The organism is Mucilaginibacter tolerans (genome assembly GCF_030519375.1).
GTDB lineage: Bacteria > Bacteroidota > Bacteroidia > Sphingobacteriales > Sphingobacteriaceae > Mucilaginibacter.
In genome coordinates this window covers 291,268-313,512 of record NZ_JAUMKB010000003.1, presented here as the reverse complement: position 1 = coordinate 313,512, position 22,245 = coordinate 291,268, and the positions used below count along the sequence as shown (strand labels likewise).

The window sequence follows — 22,245 nt, the reverse complement described above, 5'->3', positions numbered from 1 at the left end:
CCCTTTAAAAAGGAGGCATTTTTCATTTTTATAGCTGTCAGAAATAATTCTTTAAAATAAATTTGACATTTTATAAGTGTTATTTATACATTTATAACCATGAAACCTAAATTATTCCTGGCATTGCTACTGGGTACGCTATGCCTTAAAGTTACTGCGCAAAAAAATGCGAGCGCTGATATCAGCAGTGATTCAAAATTAACTGTCAGCCGTTTTATTTATGGCCAGTTTGCCGAACATTTAGGGCATGGCATATACGGCGGTTTTTGGGTCGATAAAGATTTACCGGTTGAAAAGCAGGACCGTATACGTCTTGACATTGTAAATGCATTAAAAAAAATAAAAATTCCTGATCTGCGCTGGCCGGGTGGATGCTTTGCCGATGAATATCATTGGCGCGATGGTATCGGTCCGCGAGATCAGCGCCCTAGAATGGTAAATACCAACTGGGGCAATGTGACCGACGATAACAGCTTTGGCACGCATGAGTTTTTGGAATTGTGCAAATTAATTGGCTGTGAACCATATATTGCGGGCAACGTGGGTAGCGGAACAGTGGAAGAGATGGCCAAATGGGTAGAATACCTTAACCTGGATGGTGAAAGTACGATGGCCGAACTCAGAAAGAAAAATGGCCACCCGGAACCATACAAAGTTACGCTCTGGGGTGTGGGTAATGAAAGCTGGGGCTGCGGCGGTAATATGACACCTGAATATTATTCGAACCTTTATAAGCGTTATGCAACTTATGCGAGGGATTATCCGGGCGCACAGTTGAAAAAAATAGCCAGCGGGCCAAATTCAGCCGATTATAACTGGACTGAAGTATGTATGAAGAATATTGGTACGGGTATGTGGGGCCTGACATTACATTATTATACCGTCCCTACAGGGGACTGGGGGCACAAAGGCTCAGCTACCAATTTTAATGAGGGCGAGTACATCAGTACAATGGTTAACTGCCTGAAGATGGAAGAACTGGTGACCAAGCACTCGGCTATTATGGATAAGTATGACCCTGAAAAGAAAGTTGCCCTTGTAGTTGATGAGTGGGGGGTGTGGACAGACGTCGAACCAGGTACTAACCCGGGTTTCCTATATCAGCAGAACAGCTTGCGCGATGCACTTTTGGCTGCTACTACCCTCAATATCTTCAACAACCATTGCGAGCGTGTGAAGATGGCCAACCTGGCGCAAACAGTAAATGTGTTGCAATCACTTATACTGACAGATAAGGATAAAATGCTGTTGACGCCTACTTACCACATCTTCGACCTGTATAAGGTTCACCAGGATGCAAAATACCTTCCGGTAAAATTGAATAGCCCTGATTATGAATTCAATGGTAATAAGATTCCGGCTGTGAATATTTCTGCTTCGCAGGATGCAGCAGGTAAAATCCATATTTCGCTGGTAAACCTTGATCCGCATAATACGATCAAGGTATCAACCTCATTGGGCGATTTGCACTGGAATAAAGTAAGCGGCCAGATCCTTACATCGGCCAACTTAACTGATGTAAACACATTCCAATCACCGGATAAAGTTCATATCACTAATTTTAATGGTGCCAAAAAAGAAGGCGGCAAGCTTAGCGTTGCGCTTCCTGCAAAATCGGTTGTAACATTAGAGTTGAATTAATAAAATAACAGTGGCAGTATTGTTTGTACTGCCACTGTTCCTTATTGCAGATACTATCTTATCCTTTCTTGCTAGTAGATGCACGAACAATCAGCTTTGGCTCTATGCTGATGGTTCTGGGATTGCGGGATATTTCCTCCATGCCCATCTCTTTGAAATATAGTTCAGCAACCGTTTTTCCCATATCGATACTAAACTGATCGATCGTGGTGATCGACGGGCTTGTTATTTCTGTAAAAGCTTCGTTTGAATATCCGCATATGCCTAATTCGGATGGCACTTTGATACCCATTGCCAAAGCCATTTCCAGCACCCCTAAAGCTGAAAAATCGGAAGTGGAGGCAAATATGGCATCAGGGGGATTCGGCAAGCTCAAAAGGCGCCTTGTTCCCTCGGCCCCCAGCTCTTTGGTCCATGCATTTTCAACAATCAATTCATCAAGAACCGGTAAATTATGTTTCTTCAGCGCATTAAGGTAGCCTGCTTTTCTTTGTTTAAAAATATCCAGGTTTTGAGGCCCTTCAAGCAAAGCGACTCTTTTATACCCTTGTTCAATCATGTGCGATACTGCCTCCATCGATACATGTTTGGTATCATTGATCACCTTTAACGTATCAAGCTCCGGGGCTACACGGTCAAACTGAATTAACTGTATACCGCTATCAATCACATTTTGTAAGTGTTTATAATTGCCGCCCTCAGCTGACACCGATATAACGATACAATCCACATGCTGGTTGATCAGCGTATTTACGCACTGCACCTCTTTTTCATGCAGTTCGTTGGATTGGCAAATAATAAGATTATAGCCTTTTTGATAGGAAGCTTCTTCAATACCTGCAATGACATTAGAGAAAAAATTCTGGTTTATGCGCGGAACAACCACCCCAATAGTTTTTGACTGTCCTTTACGAAGGCCCGAAGCAAGCGTATTATGTTTATAATTAAGCTCCGCCGCCGTATCCAAAACCAGCTTTCTTGTGGCCGAATTGATATTGCCATTGTTATTAAGTGCCCTTGACACAGATGAAGCGGCAATGTTTAGCTTTTCGGCAATGTCATAAATGGTGGTTCTTTTTTTCTGCTTCATAAGATTTGTAAAAATGCGAAAATAAATCTCTGCAATCGATTGCAAATAAAAAAAATAATTTAATTTTAGCCCCGTTGAAATTCGATTGATGGTTAAGCCTGCTTTGCTGTAAATCTTAAATCCGATCAATTCATTTCAATTAACCAACTAACAACCAATTAAGTTATGTTACTACTGGGCATTGATATAGGGACCTCGTCTGTTAAAGTCACCGTTGTTGACTCGGCTACCCAAACCGCTGTAGCTGCGGCACAGTACCCCGATACCGAAAGCCCGATTCTGGCACATCAGCCCGGCTGGGCCGAGCAATCGCCTGATATGTGGTGGCAGCAGTTGCAACATGCTGTACAACTTTGTAATAACAGTGGCAAATATAATCCGCATGATATTGCCGCGATCGGTATTGCCTACCAGATGCATGGTCTGGTACTTGTTGATAAAAATCAGCATGTGCTTCGCGACAGTATTATCTGGTGCGATAGCCGCGCAGTTGAAATAGGTAATAAAGCGTTCGAAGCTATTGGCGAAAATAAATGCCTGAAGCACCTGCTGAATTCGCCCGGAAATTTTACTGCATCCAAATTAGCATGGGTAAAGGAAAATGAACCGGAAATTTATGCGCAGATTGATAAGATTATGCTGCCAGGCGATTTCATCGCCATGAAACTCTCAGGTGATATCACTACTTCGGTATCTGCATTATCAGAAGGCATTTTTTACGATTTCATAAATGACAGCCTGTCGGCTGATGTGCTTAAATACTTTGGATTCAGTAAAAGCCTGTTTCCGGTTGTAAAGCCGGTATTCTCTAATCATGGCACATTGTCCAGGTCGGTTGCTGAGAAGTTGAGATTAAAAGTAGGCATTCCTATCACTTATAAAGGAGGCGACCAACCTAATAATGCGCTTTCATTAAACGTCTTAAACCCTGGTGAGGTGGCGGCTACGGCAGGAACATCTGGCGTGATTTATGGCGTAAGCGACCAGTTGGCTTATGATCCGCAATCACGGGTAAACACATTTGCTCACGTAAACTATACTGAACAACAAAAGCGATTGGGTGTACTGCTTTGTATCAATGGCACAGGCAGGTTGTATAGCTGGATAAGAAGCGTTTTCGCCTCAAACTTAAGTTATTCGGCGATGAATGAGAGGGCTGCCGAAGCTCCTTTAGGTAGTTATGGCCTGCGGGTGTTGCCGTTTGGCAATGGGACCGAACGTATGCTTTGCAACAAACCTATCGGTTCGCAAATGCACAATATTGATTTTAATCTGCATAGCCAGGCGCATATTTTACGGGCCGTTCATGAAGGTATTGCTTGTGCATTTAGATATGGACTGGATATTATGCGGAGTAATGGTATGAATCCTTCGGTAATTCGTGCGGGCAGCGCAAATCTGTTTTTAAGCGAATTATTTACCAACTGCTTTGTCAATGCGACCGGTGTGCCTGTCGAGCTTTATAATAATGACGGCAGTACAGGGGCAGCTTTAGGCGCTGGTATTGGCTCGGAGATTTATGCATCGCCATCTGAAGCTTTCGCCAAAATGAAGAAGATAAAAGTTGTAGAACCGTCAGGTGATAAGTTTGAACCTGTTTACCAGGACTGGAAACGGTTGCTGGAGAAAGAACTATAAAGAATAAACATAAAGACTTGCGAAGTTTTTAAAATTCCATAAGTCTTAATAACAAAAATATAAATCACTAATTCAATCATTCATTAATTCAATAATTCACCAATTATGATACTTACAGGAGAAAAGGAGTTTTTTAAAGGAATAGGCCAGGTAAAATATGAAGGCCCGCAAAGCGATAACCCGCTTGCGTTCCGCTGGTATGATGCAGATAAGGTCGTTGCCGGAAAATCAATGAAAGATCACTTGCGCTTTGCTTGTGCTTACTGGCATTCATTCTGCGGCTCGGGAGCCGATCCGTTCGGGGGGCCTACTCATCTTTTCGCCTGGGATAAAAAAGCTGATGCTGTTGAGCGCGCAAAAGATAAAATGGATGCAGCTTTTGAGTTCATCACCAAAATGAACCTGCCTTATTACTGCTTTCACGACGTGGATGTGGTTGACTACACCAATGATATAAAGGAGAACGACCGTCGTTTGCAAGCCATGGTTGATTATGCCAAACAAAAACAAGCAGCAAGCGGTGTAAAATTGCTTTGGGGAACTGCCAATTTATTCTCTCATAGCAGGTATATGAACGGTGCAGCTACTAACCCTGATTTTCATGTGCTTACCCATGCCGCGGCCCAGGTTAAAGCAGCGCTGGATGCTACGATTGCCCTGGGTGGCGAGAACTATGTATTCTGGGGCGGCCGCGAAGGCTATATGACCTTGCTGAATACAGATATGAAGCGCGAGCAGGAACACCTCGCGCAATTTTTACATGCATCAATAGACTATGCGCGTAAACAGGGTTTCAAAGGCACTTTCTTTATCGAACCAAAACCTTGCGAGCCAACCAAGCATCAATACGATTATGATGCTGCAACTGTGTTGGGCTTTTTGCAGAAATACGACTTGTTGAAAGATATGAAATTGAACCTGGAGGTAAACCATGCTACTTTGGCGGGTCACACGTTCCAGCACGATTTGCAGGTAGCGGCTGACGCAGGCTTGTTGGGTTCGATTGATGCCAACCGCGGCGATGCGCAAAACGGATGGGATACCGACCAGTTTCCGAATAATATCAACGAAGTGGTTGAATATATGCTGATCATCCTGGAAGCCGGTGGCCTGGCAGGTGGCGGTATCAACTTCGATGCAAAGATCCGCAGAAATTCGACTGACCCAGCAGACTTGTTTTATGCGCATATTGGCGGCATGGACATCTTTGCAAGGGCGCTTGTAATAGCCGATCAAATACTCCAGAAATCAGAATATAAGAAGATCAGAAAAGACAGATATGCCTCATTTGACAGTAGCACAGGCAAAGCTTTTGAAGAAGGGAAAGTGGGTCTTGAAGAGTTGAGAGATTATGCTGTAGCTAACGGCGAACCTAAAACTTTGAGTGGCAGACAAGAATATCTTGAAAATTTGATAAATCGATATATATAGTTTATAATTGTCAAACCAACAAATAAAAACCTGAATTTAAATGCATACTTTAACCACGGGCGACCACATTGTATTTGCGATATACTTTGTAATAGTAGCCAGCTATGGGTATTGGGTATACAAACGTAAACACAATGCTGATGCCACCTCAAAAGATTATTTTTTAGCGGAAGGCTCGCTCACCTGGTGGGCAATTGGAGCGTCACTAATTGCATCCAACATATCTGCCGAACAGATGGTGGGAATGAGTGGCTCCGGTTTTAAAATGGGGCTGGCTATTTCAACTTACGAATGGATGGCTGCGCTCACGTTAGTGATTGTAGCTGTATTTTTTATACCTGTATATCTTAAAAATAAGATATATACTATGCCACAGTTTTTGCACCAGCGGTATAATGGTAAGGTAGCTATGATCATGGCTGTTTTCTGGCTGTTCCTGTACATTGTTGTCAATCTAATGTCAATCCTATATCTCGGTGCCGTTGCTATCAGCGGAATATCGGGTTTTGGCCTCTGGCCTTGTATGATCTTCCTGACCGTCTTCTCAATCATTATCGCATTGGGCGGTATGAAGGTTATCGGCTATACGGATGTTATCCAGGTTTTTGTGCTGATACTGGGGGGCTTAATGGCTACGTACCTGGCGCTGAATCTATTGAGCGAAAAAGCGGGTACACATGGTTTATTGAATGGTTTCAGTTTGCTTAGAAGCCAGGCAACCGACCACTTCCATATGATTTTTTCAAAAGATAACCCTAATTATATGGACTTGCCGGGTTTGAGCGTATTGATCGGCGGTATGTGGATCACCAATTTGAACTATTGGGGCTGTAACCAGTATATAACGCAAAGGGCATTGGGCGCTAACCTGAAAACGGCCCGCGGGGGTATCCTTTTCGCAGCATTCCTGAAGTTGCTCATGCCGGTTATCGTGGTATTGCCAGGTATCGCTGCCTATGAGCTGTACCAGAAAGGCATGTTCCACCAGGAGATGCTGACAAGTACAGGCATTTTAGATGTGAACAAAGCCTATCCATCGTTGCTCAACCTATTGCCGGGAGGTATGAAAGGGCTTGCGTTTGCTGCGCTTACCGCAGCTATTGTAGCGTCGCTCGCAGGTAAGGCAAACAGTATTGCCACCATATTTACCCTCGATATTTACAAAAAAGCCATTAAGCCTGATGCCAACGATCACAAACTGGTCGTATTAGGAAGATATTCGGTGATAGTATCTATGCTGCTTGGCCTTGTCTTATGTATATTTATTGGCAGCGCGCTAATGGGAGAAGGCAAACAGGGTTTCCAGTACATACAGGAATACACCGGCTTCGTTTCGCCAGGTATATTCGCGATGTTCATCCTGGGCTTTTTCTGGAAAAAAGCTACGTCTAACGCTGCGCTGTTTGCGACCATCGGCGGATTGGCGTTCTCGATTTTCTTCAAGTTCCTGCCAAACTTTGCTGACCTTCAATTTATGGCGCCGCTTGGTTTCTCTAAGTTTACAGGTACTACTTACGAGATTCCATTTCTTGACCGAATGGCTTTTGTATTTGTTCTGTGTATGGCTGGTATGTATATCATCTCGAAAATTGAAACTGCAAGAGGCGTTATACCTAATGGTTTGGAAGTAGATGTAAATATGTTTAAGACCAATCGTGCATTTGCCATTGGCGCACTTATCATATGCATTATTTTAACAGTGCTTTATACGGTGTTCTGGTAAGAAGAATCAATAATGGATAAGAAAAAGCGATGGTTTAACACCATCGCTTTTTTACTGTAAAGTAATCTACCGGACAGATCAAATTTATCGTCGATTAATTCTATATTTGAACTCTTAATTAATAAAACCATCTCCCCGATGTTTAGTAATCTCGAACAAACTTTCCGCTGGTATGGGCCTTCTGATCCTGTAACATTGACCGCTGTCAGACAGACAGGGGCGACAGGTGTGGTAAATGCCCTGCATCATATCCCAAGCGGAGAGGTATGGTCAAAAGAAGAAATTGAAAAAAGGAAAAACATTATCCAGTCTGCCGGCTTGACATGGTCGGTGGTGGAAAGTGTGAACATTCACGAGAGCATTAAAACCGCAAGCCCTGATCGCGAAAAATATGCGGAGAAATATATCGAGACGATAAAGAACCTGTCTGAAGCGGGTATAAAAACGGTATGTTACAATTTTATGCCAGTGCTCGACTGGACGCGTACGGATATCGATTTCCGTTTACCCAACGGCGCATCGGCATTGCGCTTTCATGCAGCAGCTTTGGCGGCTTTTGATCTTTATATTTTGGAACGTGAAGGGGCTTACAAGGATTTTACACCAGATCAGCAACAAAAGGCAAAAACCTATTTAGATAGTCTTACTGCCGAGCAGAGGGCGCAGTTGATCACCAACATCATGGCAGGCCTTCCCGGTACAAAAGATGTGTTGACTGTCGATCAGTTTAAAGAGCACCTGGAAAAATATAAAGGGATTGATGCCGATAAATTAAAACAAAATCTAGCCTGGTTTTTGCAGGCAATTATTCCCGATGCCGAGAAATTGGGCATCAGGATGTGCATTCACCCGGATGATCCACCGTTCCCGATTTTGGGTTTACCGAGGGTGGTATCAACAGAAAGCGATCTTCTGGATGTGGTTAGCGCATCACCATCGGTAAGCAATGGCCTTACGTTTTGCACCGGATCACTAGGTGCAAGAGGAGATAACGACCTGCCTGCAATGATAGGTAGATTAGGTAAATACATTCATTTCCTGCATCTGCGGAATGTGCAGCGCGAAAATGACGGAAGTTTTTATGAAGCAGATCATTTAGGGGGCAGTACCGATATGTACGCCGTAATGAAGGCCGTTTTGCAAGAACAGAAAAACAGGGCGGATAGCGGACGGACTGATGTAGCTATCCCAATGCGTCCGGATCACGGTCATAAGCTGCTGGATGATTTTAATTATAATACCTTCCCTGGGTATTCGGCAATAGGCCGTCTTAAAGGCCTTGCCGAGTTGCGCGGCCTGGAAATGGGTATCAAAAATGCGCTTTATCAGTAGAATAATTTATCGGCAATGGGCGATCCTTTAAAAATACACTTTCCGGGTACGGTTCTTTCTTTTGGAGAATTGTTGTTACGCATATCCCCGGATGAAGGCGGCGACTGGTTGAAGGAAAATACATTTCCGTTTTATATCGCCGGTGCCGAGCTAAATGTAGCTACGGCACTGGCACTCTGGAATGTCCCTTCAAAATACATTACGGCGATCCCTGAAAATAACCTGGCTCACCAGATTGCGAATTACCTGGAAAAACAAAAGATAGATATGTCTGATGTGATTTACCAGGGAAACAGGATCGGCTTATATTTTCTGACGAAAGGTAAAGACCTGAAAAACGACGCCTTGATCTATGACCGGGCGCATTCATCATTTTCGGAGCTAAAACCTGGAATGATTGACTGGGAAAAACATTTTGAGGGTGTAAGCTGGTTCCATTTTAGTGCGATATGTCCGGCTATTAATCAGAATGTAGCTGATGTTTGCAAAGAAGCACTCGAAGTTGCTTCGCGGAAAAATATCACCATATCTGTTGATCTGAATTACCGGTCCAAACTATGGAAATACGATAAAAATCCTGATGTGATTATGCCCGAACTGGTGAAGTATTGTGATGTGATTATGGGTAATGTGTGGGCAGTAGAGACTATGCTGGCTATTCCAGTGGTACCTGATATCCACGAATCGGGACAAAAAAGTATTTATCTGAAAGAAGCCTTAAAAACGTCTGAGGAATTAATGCGGCGATATCCTAACTGTAAAGCGGTTGCTAATACCTTCCGGTTCGATGCACAAAAGAAAATAAGCTATTATGCAGCCCTGTATACTGGGGGTAAATTTTATGCGTCGAACGAATATTGTTCAACAGAGATCGTTAACAAGGTAGGGAGTGGAGATTGTTTTATGGCGGGACTGATTTACGGTTTTTACAATAACTTTGATCCGAAGCAAACGCTGGAGTTTGCAACGGTAGCAGCTTTTGAGAAACTATTTATCGAGAGTGATACAACCAATATACCAGCGGCTGAAATACTAGGTAAGTTAAATGGTTGATTAGGTTGACTGAGTTGATGATCGCAGTTCATCAACTTACTTGACTTAATCCAACGCAATCAACTAAATAATGAAAGGAAAACAAGCGGTACTGGATAGCATTTTGAAGCAAGGGATGCTTCCTTTGTACTTTTATGAAGATGCGGAGGTAAGTATAGAAATCATGCGCACGCTGTACAAAGCCGGCGTCCGGGTGATGGAATATACTAACCGGGCGAAAGAGGCTTTCGAAAACTTCGTGGTTTTGAAATCCGTTCAGGAAGCGGAAATGCCTGATTTGTTTTTAGGTATCGGTACTGTGAAAACCGAAGAAGACGCAGACAGCTACATTAATGCCGGTGCCGATTTTATTGTTGCCCCAACTATCAACCCTGCCATAGCAGATATAGTGAACGAATTGGGTGGTTTGTATATCTCAGGCTGCATGACGCCTACCGAGATACACCTGGCTCAACAGCACAAGGTTGCTTTAATAAAAATATTTCCTGCCAATGTTTTAGGCCCGGGTTTTGTTAGTGCAGTTTCGGATGTTTTCAGGGGACAATTGTTTATGCCTACCGGAGGTGTGGACCTGAATTATGAAAACATCAACGGCTGGTTTAATGCCGGCGTTTGTGCAGTAGGTATGGGTAGCAAACTGATCACCAAAGAGATTTTGTGGAATAAGCAGTACGACAAATTGTATACCAATACGGTTAATACTTTACAATTGATCCAATCGGCCAGGCAAGTATGAATCAAAAACCAGGTAATTACAGATGGGTGATTTGTGCGCTGATATTTTTTGCCACCACCATAAACTACCTGGACAGGGCCGTAATCAGCTTATTAAAATCGACCCTTACTGCTGATTTTAAATGGAATGATGGCGACTATGCCAATATAGAGATCGCCTTTAAGATTGCTTATTCAGTAGGCTTATTATGTGCGGGCCGGCTTATTGATAAGCTCGGCACCAAAATGGGCTATTTCTTTTCGACCCTCTTATGGAGCGCTTCAGCAGTATTGCACGCTTTGGTAAACAGCACTATGGGATTTGCTCTCGTGCGCTCGGCTTTGGGACTGAGTGAGGCGGGTAACTTCCCTTCGGCTATTAAAACTGTCGCTGAGTGGTTCCCCAAAAAGGAAAGGGCATTGGCGACCGGGATATTCAATTCGGGCGCAAATATTGGGGCGATTGTAGCTCCTTTAACAGTGCCTTTTATAGCGGTAGCGTGGGGCTGGCGCTGGGCATTTGTGATCACGGGCTCTATAGGTTTTATCTGGCTGGTATTGTGGCTAATCTTTTATGAAATACCAACCCGTCAAAAGCGCCTCCGCAAACCCGAACTGGATTATATCAACAGTGATGCTGATGAATCAGATCATACTGCTCAGTCGCAGGAAGGTGACAAAATATCATGGGGAAAGTTGCTTAGTTACAAACAAACCTGGGCATTCTCAATAGGTAAATTCTTGACCGACCCGATCTGGTGGTTCTATCTTTTCTGGCTGCCTGACTTTTTGGAAAGCCAATACGGATTAAAAGGAACGGCAATCGCTATGCCGGTGGCATTGGTATATACCATTTCGACCTTTGGTAGTATTTATGGTGGTTATTTGCCCAAAAGCCTGATCGAAAAGAACTGGCCAGTGTTCAAGGCACGAAAAACCTCTATGCTGATCTACGCCTTTGCCGTAATACCGATCGTTTTTGCGCAGATATTGGGCAGTATTAATATGTGGCTGGCAGTTGTTATTATAGGGTTGGCAGCCTCAGCGCACCAGGCCTGGAGTGCTAACATTTTCACTACGGTTTCGGATATGTTTCCCAAGAGGGCAGTCGGTTCGGTAACAGGAATTGGTGGTATGTTTGGCTCGATAGGAAGTGTTTTGTTGTCGTTATTTGTACAGAAGAACATGTTTGTGCATTACCGTTCTATCCATCATATTGAGGTCGCTTACTACATCATGTTTTTTGTATGCGGTGGCGCCTATTTGCTGGCATGGTGCATTATGCATTTTTTGGTGCCGAAGATGAAGCCGGTTGATCTTTAGTTGTTTTCCGCAACCGCCATCGGCTCATGATTTACCGGAAAATTTACCGAGCTCGCGATAAAGCAAAGTTCCGCGGCTTTGTGATGCAGCTTATTAGCCTTTTCGATCATAGAACTATCTTTTACCGTAACCAAGGGTTTTAACGTCACTTCTGTAAAATGACCACCGCCGTCCGATGTTTCCACCATAACGCCCGAAGCATTGTCGACGTAGTCCGTCACAACCACACCACCCACGGCACATAAATGCAGGTAAGCCAGCATATGGCAGGCTGAAAGTGAAGCGACCAGGAGATCTTCAGGGTTATAACGTGTCTTGTCACCCCGAAAGGCTGGATCGGATGAGCCGTCGATATCGGCTTTTGACTCGGATTGAATGATGTGATTACGGTCGTATGAGCGGTAGTCACTGGTGCCGGTGCCGCGGTTGCCGGTCCACTTAACGGTTAAACTGTAATTATGTGACTTGTTCATAGCTGCAGAATTATTTAGGTTTGGCGGATTAATCACCCTAATAGGGTGAGTATTTTATATCTCAAATAAACGTAATTTGATAGTAGATTTACGAAAATAGGGTGTTGTTACAAATGACGTTTAAAATTCTGAAAAAACATATCACAAAAGCAAAGCCGGGGGCAATGTACAGGCTTTTTTGTGTTTTGTTGCTGACTCTATTTTGTCATTTGATATCCCTGGGCCAAAAATATACCTTCTCACATTATGATATCGAGGACGGCCTGATTCAATCGCAAGTTAATAGCCTGGCGCTTGACCAGCTACACCGTTTATGGATAACTACTTTGGGCGGCGCTTGTCGTTTTGATGGTAAGGAGTTTACTTCGTACACCCGGCAAAACGGTATGCCGACCAACTTTATCGATAATGTTTTCGTAGATAAAGAAAATGTGGTTTGGTTCGGCACGCAAAGCGGATTGATGAAACTGGCGGGGAAAAAGCTGGCAGGCTATTCTGTATCCGCTAAACTCAAAAACAACCGTGTGCGAAGCATTACCCAGGATGGCAGCGGTACGATTTGGTTCATCATGAATAATCGATTATTCAAGGTATCGGGTAATTCCGGCAAAGAAGAAGTTATACAAGATACTATTAAAGAACCACTGCTTTGTCTTGCTGTTGACCCCACCGGCAGATTGTATGCGTCTGTTCACAAAAAGGGGATCTATTACCGGGATAAAGGAAAATGGATCAATTTGGTTTCCTATCCAAAAAACGATAAGGGGCTTTTGGTTATTAAAATGCTGTTTGACCGGACAGACCAAAGCAGGCTTTTACTATTGTCCTTTAATGGTATTTATGCGGTGAAAGATGGGGTATTGCACCTTTATAGAAACGATCTTATAAAAAGTATAAAACAACCCTTCCTGAGTATGGCACAGGACAGTGCTGCTAATTTATGGGTGGGTACTAATAACGGCGCATATTATCTTGATCTCAGAAAGCAAAACAGTACGCATTTTGTGTCGTTAAATGGCCTGTCGGACAATGCGATCACAGATATTTATAATGATGCCGACAACAATTTATGGTTAGCCAGCCAGGGTAGTGGCTTGTACAAATACGAAGGCGATCGTTATGTGATCTTCGACCGGACGCAGGGTCTTCCTGACAACGAAGTAGTATGGGGAATTGCAAAAGAAAGGAATAATAGCATATTATTGGGAATTAACGGCGCGGGTTTGTTTCAATACGACGGTAAAAAGCTTACTCGTGTTAACTTGCCCAAAGAACGCCAGGATTTGAATAGTGTGCAATGCCTGTATACCGATAAAAATGGGTTGATATGGATAGGGACAGATCATGCCGGGCTTTGGACTTTTGATAACAATCATTTCCATATGGTCAAAGGCAGCGATTATTATGCGATCAACGCTATTGAACAGGATAGCAATGGATTGATATGGATAGTAACGCCAAGCGGATGTTTTTACCTGGAGAAAAATTCCTTAAAGCGATTGGAGGGGTTCTCGGGCTTTTCTTCATCGATCATCAATGCCGGGAAAGATTCGATTATTGCAGGAACGCAGGACGGGATCATACTGGCGGTCAACAAAAAAATTGTGAAGGATTTTAAACTGGATGCGGTGCGAACCTCTACCGTTTTTAGTATGCTCAACTATAAGGGAATGCTTATTATCGGTACAGATGATAGGGGAATATTTGTTTGGGATAAACCGACCGGCCGCGTCAAAAATTACAACACTAGAGATGGACTTAATTCAAACACGATCTATAGTTTGGTGACCGATGATCACGATGTGATATGGGTGGGAACCGGTCGTGGTGCGAATCGTCTTTTGTATGATGAAAAAAGCAAAGCGTTTACCGTAAGAGGTAACGGCAGCTCGAAGAACCCGATACTCGAATCGAATCAAAATGCTATACTGTATAATGATGGTAAGGTTTGGATAGGTACCACAAAGGGTGTTGTGATGTATAACACGAATATTGTTCCTCCACCAAAAACGCCGCCGCATATTGTTATCCAATCGGTAAAACTGCTGCCACAAAGCGGCGAAAAACAAAACAGTACAAACATCACCAACGGTACAAAGCTTTCGTTCAGTAACAAGCACTTATCTATCGCATTTTTGGGCATTAACTTGAAAGATCCGGCTAATGTGTCCTATCGTTATAAGTTAAGGGGATTGGATACCGCCTATTCGTTGCCGGTTAAAAACAATGTGGTTGACTATCCTTCACTCCCTGCCGGCAATTATACTTTCGAGGTAAAAGCAATCGGGATGGATGGGATGTATTCCGCTAATATTGCCAGTTTCTCGTTCTCCATTACACCGCCATTTTACCAAACCGGTACCTTCCGCTTCCTGGCAATTATATTTTTTGTGCTGATAGGGGTTTCTATACAAAGCTACCGACACCAGGTGAAGATAAACCGGCTGCGGATAATTGAGGCCACCAGGCGTGAAGAAAGCCTGAGGATACGGCAGCAAACCGCCGAAGATTTTCATGATGAGTTGGGGAACAAATTAACGCGAATTACGGTGCTGTCGGAAATATTAGATACCAGGATGGATAGCAGTCAATGTGATCAGAAGAAATTGCTGGAACAGATCAGGCAAAATGCTGCATCGCTATACAATGGTACAAAGGACATCCTCTGGGCGCTTGATCCACAGAGCGATAATCTGTACGAAATCCTGAATCATATACGGGATTTTGGTAAAGAGTTGTTTTTGGATACCCCTGTTGAGTTTGAATTTAAAGGTATCGAAGAATCGCTGAATGAGATAAAACTGCCTATGGAATACAGCCGAAATATTCCGATGATATTTAAGGAACTGCTGAATAATATCCTGAAACACTCACAGGCTGCCAAGGTAACCATTAGTCTTGATGAAATTTATAAAAACGGATTGCACCTGATTTTGTGCGATAACGGTTGTGGTTTTGATGAAAACGAAATGCGAAAAGGCCAGGGTATTAATAATATTATAACACGGACAAAACGGATCAACGGTACGATCAATATTGATTCTGAAAAGGGCAAGGGTACGGTGGTCGATCTGAAAATCAGGATAAACCCAATAGTGACACACTAAATTTAGCATGATGGAACGCAATATAAGGATAGTGATGATAGAGGATGACGAGATCATCAGGGAAGGGTATGCCTTGCTAATTGGCCAGGCTGACGGTTATATCGTGGTAAAAAGTTACGTGTCTTTTGATGATGCGGTGAAAACCATTATGGATGACGCGCCGGACGTGATTCTGCTTGATATTGAGTTGCCGGGCACCAATGGTATAGCTGCTATACCCAAGCTGAAGAAAATGCTGCCTGGTGCTCATATCCTGATACTTACAGTTTATGAATCGGAAAAACAGATTTTCGAAGCGCTGGCGAATGGTGCATCGGGATACCTAACCAAAAATACACCTGCTGCCAAAATAATTGAGTCAATAAAAGAGGTGAGAGAGGGTGGTGGGCCGATGAGCGTGAACATTGCCCGCATGGTGATCAAATCCTTTCAGCGTAACCAGGAATCGCCACTGTCAAAACGCGAGACCCAGATACTGGAACAAATAGCCGATGGAAAAAGTCGCAGCCAGATAGCGAAGGACTTGTTCATCGACCTGGAAACAGTCCGCAGTCATATAAAAAACATCTACCTGAAACTGGATGTCAATTCCCGTGCGGATGCCATTAGGCTGGCTAAGGAAAATAAGCTGATTAAGTAGAGCTTTGGATTGAAATGTCATATTCAAACCATAAATCGCTGAAACTTAAAGTTTTTAATTTAAAATAGACTTTTTAGTATATTTTTGTGCTGGTAATTAGATGAAAATGCTTACGAAGGCAGAAAGAACAAAACAATTTATCCTGGAAACAGCAGCCCCTATCTTTAACCGGAAAGGTATCTCCGGAGCTAATATAGATGATGTGCTGGATGCTACTCAATTAACCAAAGGATGCCTATACGGACACTTTGAAAATAAAGAAGATTTGGCTTTGCAGGTTGTTGATTACATGCTGCATAATAACGCCGAGAAACTGATGATGAATATTAGCAGGGGCAAAACTGCAAAAGCAAAGGTCTTTGCTTACCTCGACTATTATAAAGATCCATTGGAAACCAATATTAAAGGCGGGTGCCCGGTATTTAATATGGCGGTTGAAGCCGACGATAATAACCCTGCTATCAAAGAAAAGATCGCAGGCGTACTTCGCCAGGGGCAGGAGTTGTTTGTAAGTATTTTAAATCAAGGGATTAAGGACGGCGAATTCACGGATAAACTTGACGCTGCCGGATATGCTTTTAAAGCAGTCGCCGCTGTAGAGGGTGCGGTCGTTTTGTGCAGGGTGATGAATACTGCCAAGCCTATGCTGGGCTTGGTCAAGAATCTGAAGGCGGAGCTAGAAAGCTATTCTGTCTGATTTTTTTTCAATCAGAATAGACTTTTTAGTATATTTTGATTGAAAAATTGACAGTTTTTTTGACTGATTAAGATTGAATGAAAGAAAATTTGTCAATGGGATCATACTAAAATATACTAAAAAGTATAAAATAAAGCAAATAATATCACACACACTTAATTATTGAAAATGAAACAAACAGTTTTAGTCACAGGGGCCTCATCGGGCATCGGGCTGCTTATCGCCAGCAAGCTCCACGAAAATGGTTACCAGGTAATCGGCACAAGCCGGAACCCAGAAAAATACCAGACGAAATTACCATTTAAGTTACTGCCATTGGATCTGAATGATGACCATTCCATAGCATCCTTTGGCAAGCTGCTGTTCAGCGAGATCAAAACTTTAGATGTGCTGATCAATAACGCGGGTTACCTAGTAAACGGACTTGCCGAGGAAACCCCCATTGAGTTAGGTAAGCAGCAGTTTGAGACTAATTTTTGGGGAACGATCAAAATAACTAATGAGCTGCTGCCCTATTTCAGGAGGCAAAAACACGGAAAAATAATTACGCTTGGTTCTCTGCTGGGTTTAGTGAGTCTTCCAAATACTTCCTACTATTCGGCTTCCAAACATGCCCTCGAAGGCTATTTTAAGGCACTTCGGTTTGAATTGAACCAGTTTAACATCAAGGTAGTAATGGTTGAGCCGATTAGTTTTAAAACCAATATCGGTGAAAGTGCAACTGTAGCTAAAGGAACGATCGCCGACTATGCCCAGTTCCGGCAAAAGGTTATTGCGTATACCAAAAAGTCATTTGATAACGCACCCGACCCTGCACCGGTTATCGCTACTTTATTGCGGGCAGTGAAGGAAAAAAATCCGACGTTTGGTTACCCGGTCGGAAAAGGATCATCAATCGTACTCCTGCTTCAACATTTCGCTTATAAGTTTTTCGAGAAATCTATTCTGAAATCGATTAACGCTTCAAAATAGAATTAACAAAAAAAATAAAAAATGAAAGCATTCATCATCGACAAATATAAAAGCAAGGATGGCGGGCGTATTGGGCAAATACCTGCTCCGGAACTGCGGGCGGATGAGGTATTGGTAGAAGTACATGCTGCCGGTATAAACTTGTTAGACTCCAAAATCCGGGACGGAGAGTTCAAACTCATTTTGCCTTATAAAACGCCATTTGTTTTAGGCCATGACGTGGCCGGTGTTGTAACCAAGGTTGGGGTAAGGGTGCGCCAATTTAAAATTGGAGACGAGGTTTACGCCCGCCCGGCAGATCACCGGATTGGGACGTTCGCAGAATTTATTGCTGTTAATGAAGCTGATGTGGCGATTAAGCCAAAAAAGCTGAGCATGGAGGAAGCCGCATCCATTCCCCTGGTGGGCCTAACCGCCTGGCAGGCGCTGATTGAAAAAGGGGGACTGAAAAAAGGGCAAAAAGTATTTATCCAGGCTGGCTCCGGCGGTGTAGGCACATTTGCCATTCAGCTGGCGAAATATTTGGGGGCTACTGTGGCTACAACTACAAGTGCAGCCAACGTGGAGCTGGTGAAAAGCCTTGGTGCAGATGTTGTAATAGACTACAAGAAGGATGACTTTGAGAAAATTCTGCAGGGTTACGACCTGGTTTTAAATAGCCAGGATGATAAGACACTCGAAAAATCGATGCGCGTGTTAAAACCTGGTGGAAAACTTATTTCAATCTCAGGGCCGCCTGATCCGGATTTTGCTGAAGAGATCGGATCGCGATGGTTTGTAAAATTAATAATGCGCCTTTTGAGCTCTGGGGTCAGAAAAAAAGCAAAACGACTTAACGTGAGCTTTTCATTTCTTTTTATGAAGGCAAACGGCGATCAGCTAAAAGAGATCAGCTCGCTTATAAATTCAGGTGTTATAAGACCAGTTATGGACAGGGTTTTTCCATTTGAATCGGTCAAAGAAGCAATGAGCTATGTTGAAAGTGGCCGTACTAAAGGGAAAGTAGTTATCAAAATCAAATAAATGAATAGATTATTTGATAAATCACCCTAATGGGGTGATGATGTGCTAAAATCACCTCAGTATCTTTATCCTTAACGTAAAATGGTATTAGCTAGTGCGATATGGAATACATGAGGGTACTAAAAAACAGGAACAAAATAATCAGTACTACTTCCGATCTTCGATCATACTCAGAAACGACTGCTAATTTCAGTATCAGATTTGTTTTTAGCGGAAATGAAACCTGCGCCATCGGAAGGCGTCAGTTATCATTGCATACCGATTCATTTATCATGATGAACAAAGGGACACAATTCACTAGCAGCAGCGACCTCCGCTTGCCAGTAAATATGCTGTCGATAGAGTTTGATGAGGATTTTTTGAATGAATTTAATGTCAAATTCTTCGGCAAAAAAAAGGGTGGATTATTTGATACCGAGCATGTAGCTTATCAGCTTCGCGAGACCATTTACCCACTGAAAGCAGACCTGAAACTTAATATCGGCAGACTAAAAGACCTTATTGAAGATGAAAATACCAGCGAGGATCTGATAAATGAGTTGTTACACCACTGTCTTCAGAACTGCTGCCGCATTTATAATGAAGAAATATCACTGAAGGCAAAGAAACTCAATTTTCTGAATGTCAATACCCGGATAGAAATACTACGGCGACTTAACCTGGCTAAGGAATATTTATATGCCAATTACGATAAAAACGTGAGCCTGGAAGGCGTGGCCAATTATGCCTGTCTTTCGGTAAATCATCTCTTGCGGACGTTCAAGCTGGCATATAACCAGTCGCCGCACCAATACCTGATCCAAATACGTTTGCAGCGCGCCCAGTTGCTTTTGGCAAAAACGGAATACCCCGTGTATGAAATTGTGAATATGGTTGGGTTCAAATGTACCAGTTCGTTCATCCGTTTATTCCGCAACAGGTACCAGACCACGCCTCTTAAGTATAGGAATGTAGCGGCATAAAATGTTAGCCCGGAGCATAAAGCCCGGACTAACATTTAAAAATACTCGTATCAACTCATTCGCCCGTTGTGTAGAATTCGATAGAAGGTTTGCCTATCACACCAGCACTTTCCATCAGCTTTTTCTTTTCATCTGAAAAAATCGCTGCCTTTGCTTTCGTCATGTCAGTGATGTCGAATACGAGCTGTACCATGTTAGGATCATCCGTGGCTTGTGCCAGAGCCACATCAACCAATCCTTCACTTGCTCTTTTCGCTTTACCTTCACCATCGTAAACCTTTAGCCAGGCGTCAAAGTCCTTCACCTTATGATTAACAACTACCCACTGCTTTTCATGAGATTCAGTGTTAACTCTAATCACATGAAAGTAGATCATTTCCGGTTTTGAAATTACTCCAGCTTTGTCCATGGTGGCCTTTAGTTTTGGATCGGCAGCAAAGGCTTTTCCTTTGGCCATATCCGCAACCTGTAAGACAATAAGGATATGGTTGGGTTTGTCGGCGCCTCTGCCTACTACAATATCTGTTAGCCCCGCAGCTTTCCGGTTAGTGGAATCGGTATTGAAAATTGGCCGCCACGCGCTATAATCTTTTACGTCGTGAATAACTTCAACCACGTCAAACGGGATTTTCATGGCTGAGTGCATAGCCTTTTTTGTAGTGTCGGCCATTTTGGTAGAGTCGGCCATTTTGGAGGTGTCGCCAGTGCTTTTAGATGCCGATCCACCGCATGAAAAAAGAGTTGCCGCCAAAACCAATGCCGGCAAGAGTTGAAGAACTGATTTGATCCTTGTCATTTTAATAGGTTTTTAATTGTGAATGATTGTTTATTAAACTATTCGCCCCTATTAGTGACAACACAAAACAAAGACAAGAGGTACTGTCAGAAAATCAGGGCTTTACATATCTAATATATCAAATATAAAATGATATTCTTATTAAGAAAAGGAGATAATTTTCCAGAATGGAAGCCTTGGTTTAGCTAAGTCGATTCGGCTAATTTTGGTGGGGTTTATACCATTTTGGCGTTACTATCACTCTATCGGGATTTTTGGGATCTATTAATATTTGGATTTGGTCGCCTGGCTGTGGTTTTTCATCGGAACGATTATCATAATTATTGGTTGTCATCACAACTCTCGTTGTCTTATCCTCATTTTCAACTTCGAGTTTCATCTCATATATTTTATCATAATTTCCTTTACTAAAACCTGTTTCGTAAATGGAGCGTACTGTTGCAACTATTGGATGACCATATTGTGAAAAATACCGTCGCTTGCGGGTAGACAGCCTGTGCATGAAGTAAAAAAGTGTGACTCCCAGAATGATTATAAAATATTTAGAACCTAATAGTTCCTCAATTGCAAAAGGCATAAGTATTTAACTTATATAAGAATTTCGTGTTAAATAATTAGTGCTAAATTTAATGGCGATATGTCAGGAATCAAAACGATACATCTTACTGACTACATTTCTCAATTCGTCTAACCTGTTGAATATATAATAAAAGGAAAGATGATCAGTATAGCGCAAATTACATACCTCAATGAAATAGGTCAGAGGCCAAAACTTGAGGATTCAATTTATCCGGCGGCTGGTAAAGCCACTGTTTCTGATAAACTGTTTATTGTATGTGACGGGGTTGGGGGCGAAAAAATGGGCGAAGAGGCAAGTCGTATCGCCTGTGAAGAGTTTGCAGCTTTTTTTGACCAAAATGTTCCTCCAAGTGGCGCATTGTCTGATACTTATGTCCGCGCGGCACAGTCGCATGTTTTACAGCAGATGCGCAATTATGCAGTTCAGCATCCTGAGGCCCAGAAGATGAGTACTACACTTACTTTAGCTTATCTGACTGAGAATAACGTATCAATAGCCTGGTGTGGCGACAGCAGGATTTATCATTTGCGCAAAGGAGAAGTGATATGGCGTTCTGCGGATCATTCACTGGTTGAGAACCTGGTAAGGCATGGCGAAATAACAGAAGAAGAAGCACGTATCCTCCCACTGCGTAACGTTATCACCAGGGCTTTGAGCGCTACAGGAAGTACCTCTGAAATAGAAACCCATATTATAAAGGACGCACGTGAAGAAGATTATATTATGCTCTGTACAGATGGTGTACTTGAGCAAATTAATGACGACCGTTTGCGGGAGATCACCCTAAGCCATGCTAGTAATAAAAGAGGTTTATTTATGGAGTATTGCAGCGATGTCACCAAAGACAATTACTCGTTATATCTGCTGAAATTGAATAACGACAGCTCTACATCACCCCGGATGGATTGGTAATGATGGAAATTATCAATCAAAATTAAATTAAACAAGGGAACCATAGGTGCATTTTGGTAACCAACAGTTAACAATACCGCCATATTGAAATAATGTGAAAGTTATTTTCATAATAGTTTATTCACTTGTAATGTTCTT

Annotated in this window: 19 protein-coding genes; 15 read left to right on the top strand and 4 right to left on the bottom strand. The window is 42.7% G+C overall.

The genetic code is table 11. The features are described from left to right. Positions 1 to 99 precede the first annotated feature (99 nt). On the top strand, positions 100 to 1,641 hold the full coding sequence (locus Q3A68_RS06095; RefSeq protein ID WP_302900170.1) for an alpha-N-arabinofuranosidase: 1,542 nt from the start codon (positions 100 to 102) through the stop codon (positions 1,639 to 1,641). Between the two features lie 58 nt (positions 1,642 to 1,699). On the opposite strand, the gene Q3A68_RS06090 is transcribed toward Q3A68_RS06095, so the two are convergent. Next, a complete protein-coding gene (locus tag Q3A68_RS06090) occupies positions 1,700 to 2,731 on the bottom strand; it encodes a LacI family DNA-binding transcriptional regulator (protein WP_302900169.1) in 1,032 nt (343 codons plus the stop codon). Positions 2,732 to 2,896: 165 nt separating this feature from the next. Between Q3A68_RS06090 and Q3A68_RS06085 the strand changes: the two genes are divergently transcribed. The 7 genes from Q3A68_RS06085 (at position 2,897) to Q3A68_RS06055 (ending at position 11,945) form a co-directional block, all read left to right on the top strand. Next, on the top strand, positions 2,897 to 4,369 hold the full coding sequence (locus tag Q3A68_RS06085; protein WP_302900168.1) for a xylulokinase: 1,473 nt from the start codon (positions 2,897 to 2,899) through the stop codon (positions 4,367 to 4,369). 105 nt (positions 4,370 to 4,474) lie between these two features. After that, positions 4,475 to 5,800: a xylose isomerase gene (gene xylA / locus Q3A68_RS06080; protein WP_302900167.1), complete on the top strand. Its 1,326-nt coding sequence runs from the start codon at positions 4,475 to 4,477 to the stop codon at positions 5,798 to 5,800. Positions 5,801 to 5,840: 40 nt separating this feature from the next. After that, positions 5,841 to 7,523 (top strand): sodium/sugar symporter, encoded by a 1,683-nt coding sequence (locus tag Q3A68_RS06075; RefSeq protein WP_302900166.1) that lies wholly within the window; start codon positions 5,841 to 5,843, stop codon positions 7,521 to 7,523. A 138-nt stretch (positions 7,524 to 7,661) separates the two neighbouring features. Beyond that, the gene (gene uxuA, locus Q3A68_RS06070; RefSeq protein WP_302900165.1) at positions 7,662 to 8,855 is read left to right on the top strand and encodes a mannonate dehydratase; all 1,194 of its coding nucleotides are present in this window, start codon (positions 7,662 to 7,664) and stop codon (positions 8,853 to 8,855) included. A gap of 15 nt (positions 8,856 to 8,870) precedes the next feature. Next, positions 8,871 to 9,908: a sugar kinase gene (locus Q3A68_RS06065; RefSeq protein WP_302900164.1), complete on the top strand. Its 1,038-nt coding sequence runs from the start codon at positions 8,871 to 8,873 to the stop codon at positions 9,906 to 9,908. A 70-nt stretch (positions 9,909 to 9,978) separates the two neighbouring features. Continuing rightward, on the top strand, positions 9,979 to 10,644 hold the full coding sequence (locus Q3A68_RS06060) for a beta/alpha barrel domain-containing protein (protein ID WP_302900163.1): 666 nt from the start codon (positions 9,979 to 9,981) through the stop codon (positions 10,642 to 10,644). Next, positions 10,641 to 11,945 carry an MFS transporter gene (locus tag Q3A68_RS06055; protein WP_302900162.1) on the top strand — a complete coding sequence of 435 codons (1,305 nt, stop codon included), beginning with the start codon at positions 10,641 to 10,643 and terminating at the stop codon, positions 11,943 to 11,945. The genes Q3A68_RS06060 and Q3A68_RS06055 overlap by 4 nt, the downstream gene beginning before the upstream one ends. Here Q3A68_RS06055 and Q3A68_RS06050 read toward each other — a convergent pair. Next, positions 11,942 to 12,418 (bottom strand): OsmC family protein, encoded by a 477-nt coding sequence (locus Q3A68_RS06050; protein ID WP_302900161.1) that lies wholly within the window; start codon positions 12,416 to 12,418, stop codon positions 11,942 to 11,944. The genes Q3A68_RS06055 and Q3A68_RS06050 overlap by 4 nt on opposite strands. A gap of 113 nt (positions 12,419 to 12,531) precedes the next feature. Between Q3A68_RS06050 and Q3A68_RS06045 the strand changes: the two genes are divergently transcribed. The 6 genes from Q3A68_RS06045 to Q3A68_RS06020 all read left to right on the top strand — a co-directional run bounded on the left by Q3A68_RS06045 (position 12,532) and on the right by Q3A68_RS06020 (position 19,819). Further along, a complete protein-coding gene (locus Q3A68_RS06045) occupies positions 12,532 to 15,525 on the top strand; it encodes a ligand-binding sensor domain-containing protein (RefSeq protein WP_302900160.1) in 2,994 nt (997 codons plus the stop codon). A 7-nt stretch (positions 15,526 to 15,532) separates the two neighbouring features. After that, entirely contained in the window at positions 15,533 to 16,165 is a 633-nt protein-coding gene (locus tag Q3A68_RS06040; protein ID WP_302900159.1) for a response regulator transcription factor, read from the top strand. A gap of 106 nt (positions 16,166 to 16,271) precedes the next feature. Continuing rightward, complete coding sequence (locus tag Q3A68_RS06035) at positions 16,272 to 16,862, top strand: TetR/AcrR family transcriptional regulator (RefSeq protein WP_302900158.1); 591 nt, start codon at positions 16,272 to 16,274, stop codon at positions 16,860 to 16,862. Positions 16,863 to 17,030: 168 nt separating this feature from the next. Then, entirely contained in the window at positions 17,031 to 17,834 is an 804-nt protein-coding gene (locus tag Q3A68_RS06030; RefSeq protein ID WP_302900157.1) for an SDR family NAD(P)-dependent oxidoreductase, read from the top strand. Positions 17,835 to 17,855: 21 nt separating this feature from the next. Then, the gene (locus Q3A68_RS06025) at positions 17,856 to 18,857 is read left to right on the top strand and encodes an NADP-dependent oxidoreductase (protein ID WP_302900156.1); all 1,002 of its coding nucleotides are present in this window, start codon (positions 17,856 to 17,858) and stop codon (positions 18,855 to 18,857) included. 101 nt (positions 18,858 to 18,958) lie between these two features. Continuing rightward, on the top strand, positions 18,959 to 19,819 hold the full coding sequence (locus tag Q3A68_RS06020) for a helix-turn-helix transcriptional regulator (RefSeq protein WP_302900155.1): 861 nt from the start codon (positions 18,959 to 18,961) through the stop codon (positions 19,817 to 19,819). A 55-nt stretch (positions 19,820 to 19,874) separates the two neighbouring features. On the opposite strand, the gene Q3A68_RS06015 is transcribed toward Q3A68_RS06020, so the two are convergent. Together Q3A68_RS06015 and Q3A68_RS06010 are read right to left on the bottom strand one after the other, a co-directional pair. After that, the gene (locus Q3A68_RS06015) at positions 19,875 to 20,615 is read right to left on the bottom strand and encodes a hypothetical protein (RefSeq protein WP_302900154.1); all 741 of its coding nucleotides are present in this window, start codon (positions 20,613 to 20,615) and stop codon (positions 19,875 to 19,877) included. 199 nt (positions 20,616 to 20,814) lie between these two features. Then, on the bottom strand, positions 20,815 to 21,192 hold the full coding sequence (locus Q3A68_RS06010) for a DUF3592 domain-containing protein (RefSeq protein WP_302900153.1): 378 nt from the start codon (positions 21,190 to 21,192) through the stop codon (positions 20,815 to 20,817). Between the two features lie 141 nt (positions 21,193 to 21,333). Between Q3A68_RS06010 and Q3A68_RS06005 the strand changes: the two genes are divergently transcribed. Then, the gene (locus Q3A68_RS06005; protein WP_302900152.1) at positions 21,334 to 22,107 is read left to right on the top strand and encodes a PP2C family protein-serine/threonine phosphatase; all 774 of its coding nucleotides are present in this window, start codon (positions 21,334 to 21,336) and stop codon (positions 22,105 to 22,107) included. Positions 22,108 to 22,245 lie beyond the last annotated feature (138 nt).

Excerpts from the sequence above, each read along its gene's own strand:
- Q3A68_RS06015 (WP_302900154.1), bottom strand. The coding sequence starts at position 20,615 with ATGACAAGGATCAAATCAGTTCTTCAACTCTTGCCGGCATTGGTTTTG.
- Q3A68_RS06085 (WP_302900168.1), top strand. The coding sequence starts at position 2,897 with ATGTTACTACTGGGCATTGATATAGGGACCTCGTCTGTTAAAGTCACC.
- Q3A68_RS06095 (WP_302900170.1), top strand. The coding sequence starts at position 100 with ATGAAACCTAAATTATTCCTGGCATTGCTACTGGGTACGCTATGCCTT.
- Q3A68_RS06035 (WP_302900158.1), top strand. The coding sequence starts at position 16,272 with ATGCTTACGAAGGCAGAAAGAACAAAACAATTTATCCTGGAAACAGCA.
- Q3A68_RS06050 (WP_302900161.1), bottom strand. The coding sequence starts at position 12,418 with ATGAACAAGTCACATAATTACAGTTTAACCGTTAAGTGGACCGGCAAC.
- Q3A68_RS06060 (WP_302900163.1), top strand. The coding sequence starts at position 9,979 with ATGAAAGGAAAACAAGCGGTACTGGATAGCATTTTGAAGCAAGGGATG.
- Q3A68_RS06030 (WP_302900157.1), top strand. The coding sequence starts at position 17,031 with ATGAAACAAACAGTTTTAGTCACAGGGGCCTCATCGGGCATCGGGCTG.
- Q3A68_RS06055 (WP_302900162.1), top strand. The coding sequence starts at position 10,641 with ATGAATCAAAAACCAGGTAATTACAGATGGGTGATTTGTGCGCTGATA.
- Q3A68_RS06005 (WP_302900152.1), top strand. The coding sequence starts at position 21,334 with ATGATCAGTATAGCGCAAATTACATACCTCAATGAAATAGGTCAGAGG.
- Q3A68_RS06090 (WP_302900169.1), bottom strand. The coding sequence starts at position 2,731 with ATGAAGCAGAAAAAAAGAACCACCATTTATGACATTGCCGAAAAGCTA.
- Q3A68_RS06040 (WP_302900159.1), top strand. The coding sequence starts at position 15,533 with ATGATGGAACGCAATATAAGGATAGTGATGATAGAGGATGACGAGATC.
- uxuA (WP_302900165.1), top strand. The coding sequence starts at position 7,662 with ATGTTTAGTAATCTCGAACAAACTTTCCGCTGGTATGGGCCTTCTGAT.
- Q3A68_RS06025 (WP_302900156.1), top strand. The coding sequence starts at position 17,856 with ATGAAAGCATTCATCATCGACAAATATAAAAGCAAGGATGGCGGGCGT.
- xylA (WP_302900167.1), top strand. The coding sequence starts at position 4,475 with ATGATACTTACAGGAGAAAAGGAGTTTTTTAAAGGAATAGGCCAGGTA.
- Q3A68_RS06045 (WP_302900160.1), top strand. The coding sequence starts at position 12,532 with ATGACGTTTAAAATTCTGAAAAAACATATCACAAAAGCAAAGCCGGGG.
- Q3A68_RS06010 (WP_302900153.1), bottom strand. The coding sequence starts at position 21,192 with ATGCCTTTTGCAATTGAGGAACTATTAGGTTCTAAATATTTTATAATC.
- Q3A68_RS06020 (WP_302900155.1), top strand. The coding sequence starts at position 18,959 with ATGGAATACATGAGGGTACTAAAAAACAGGAACAAAATAATCAGTACT.
- Q3A68_RS06065 (WP_302900164.1), top strand. The coding sequence starts at position 8,871 with ATGGGCGATCCTTTAAAAATACACTTTCCGGGTACGGTTCTTTCTTTT.
- Q3A68_RS06075 (WP_302900166.1), top strand. The coding sequence starts at position 5,841 with ATGCATACTTTAACCACGGGCGACCACATTGTATTTGCGATATACTTT.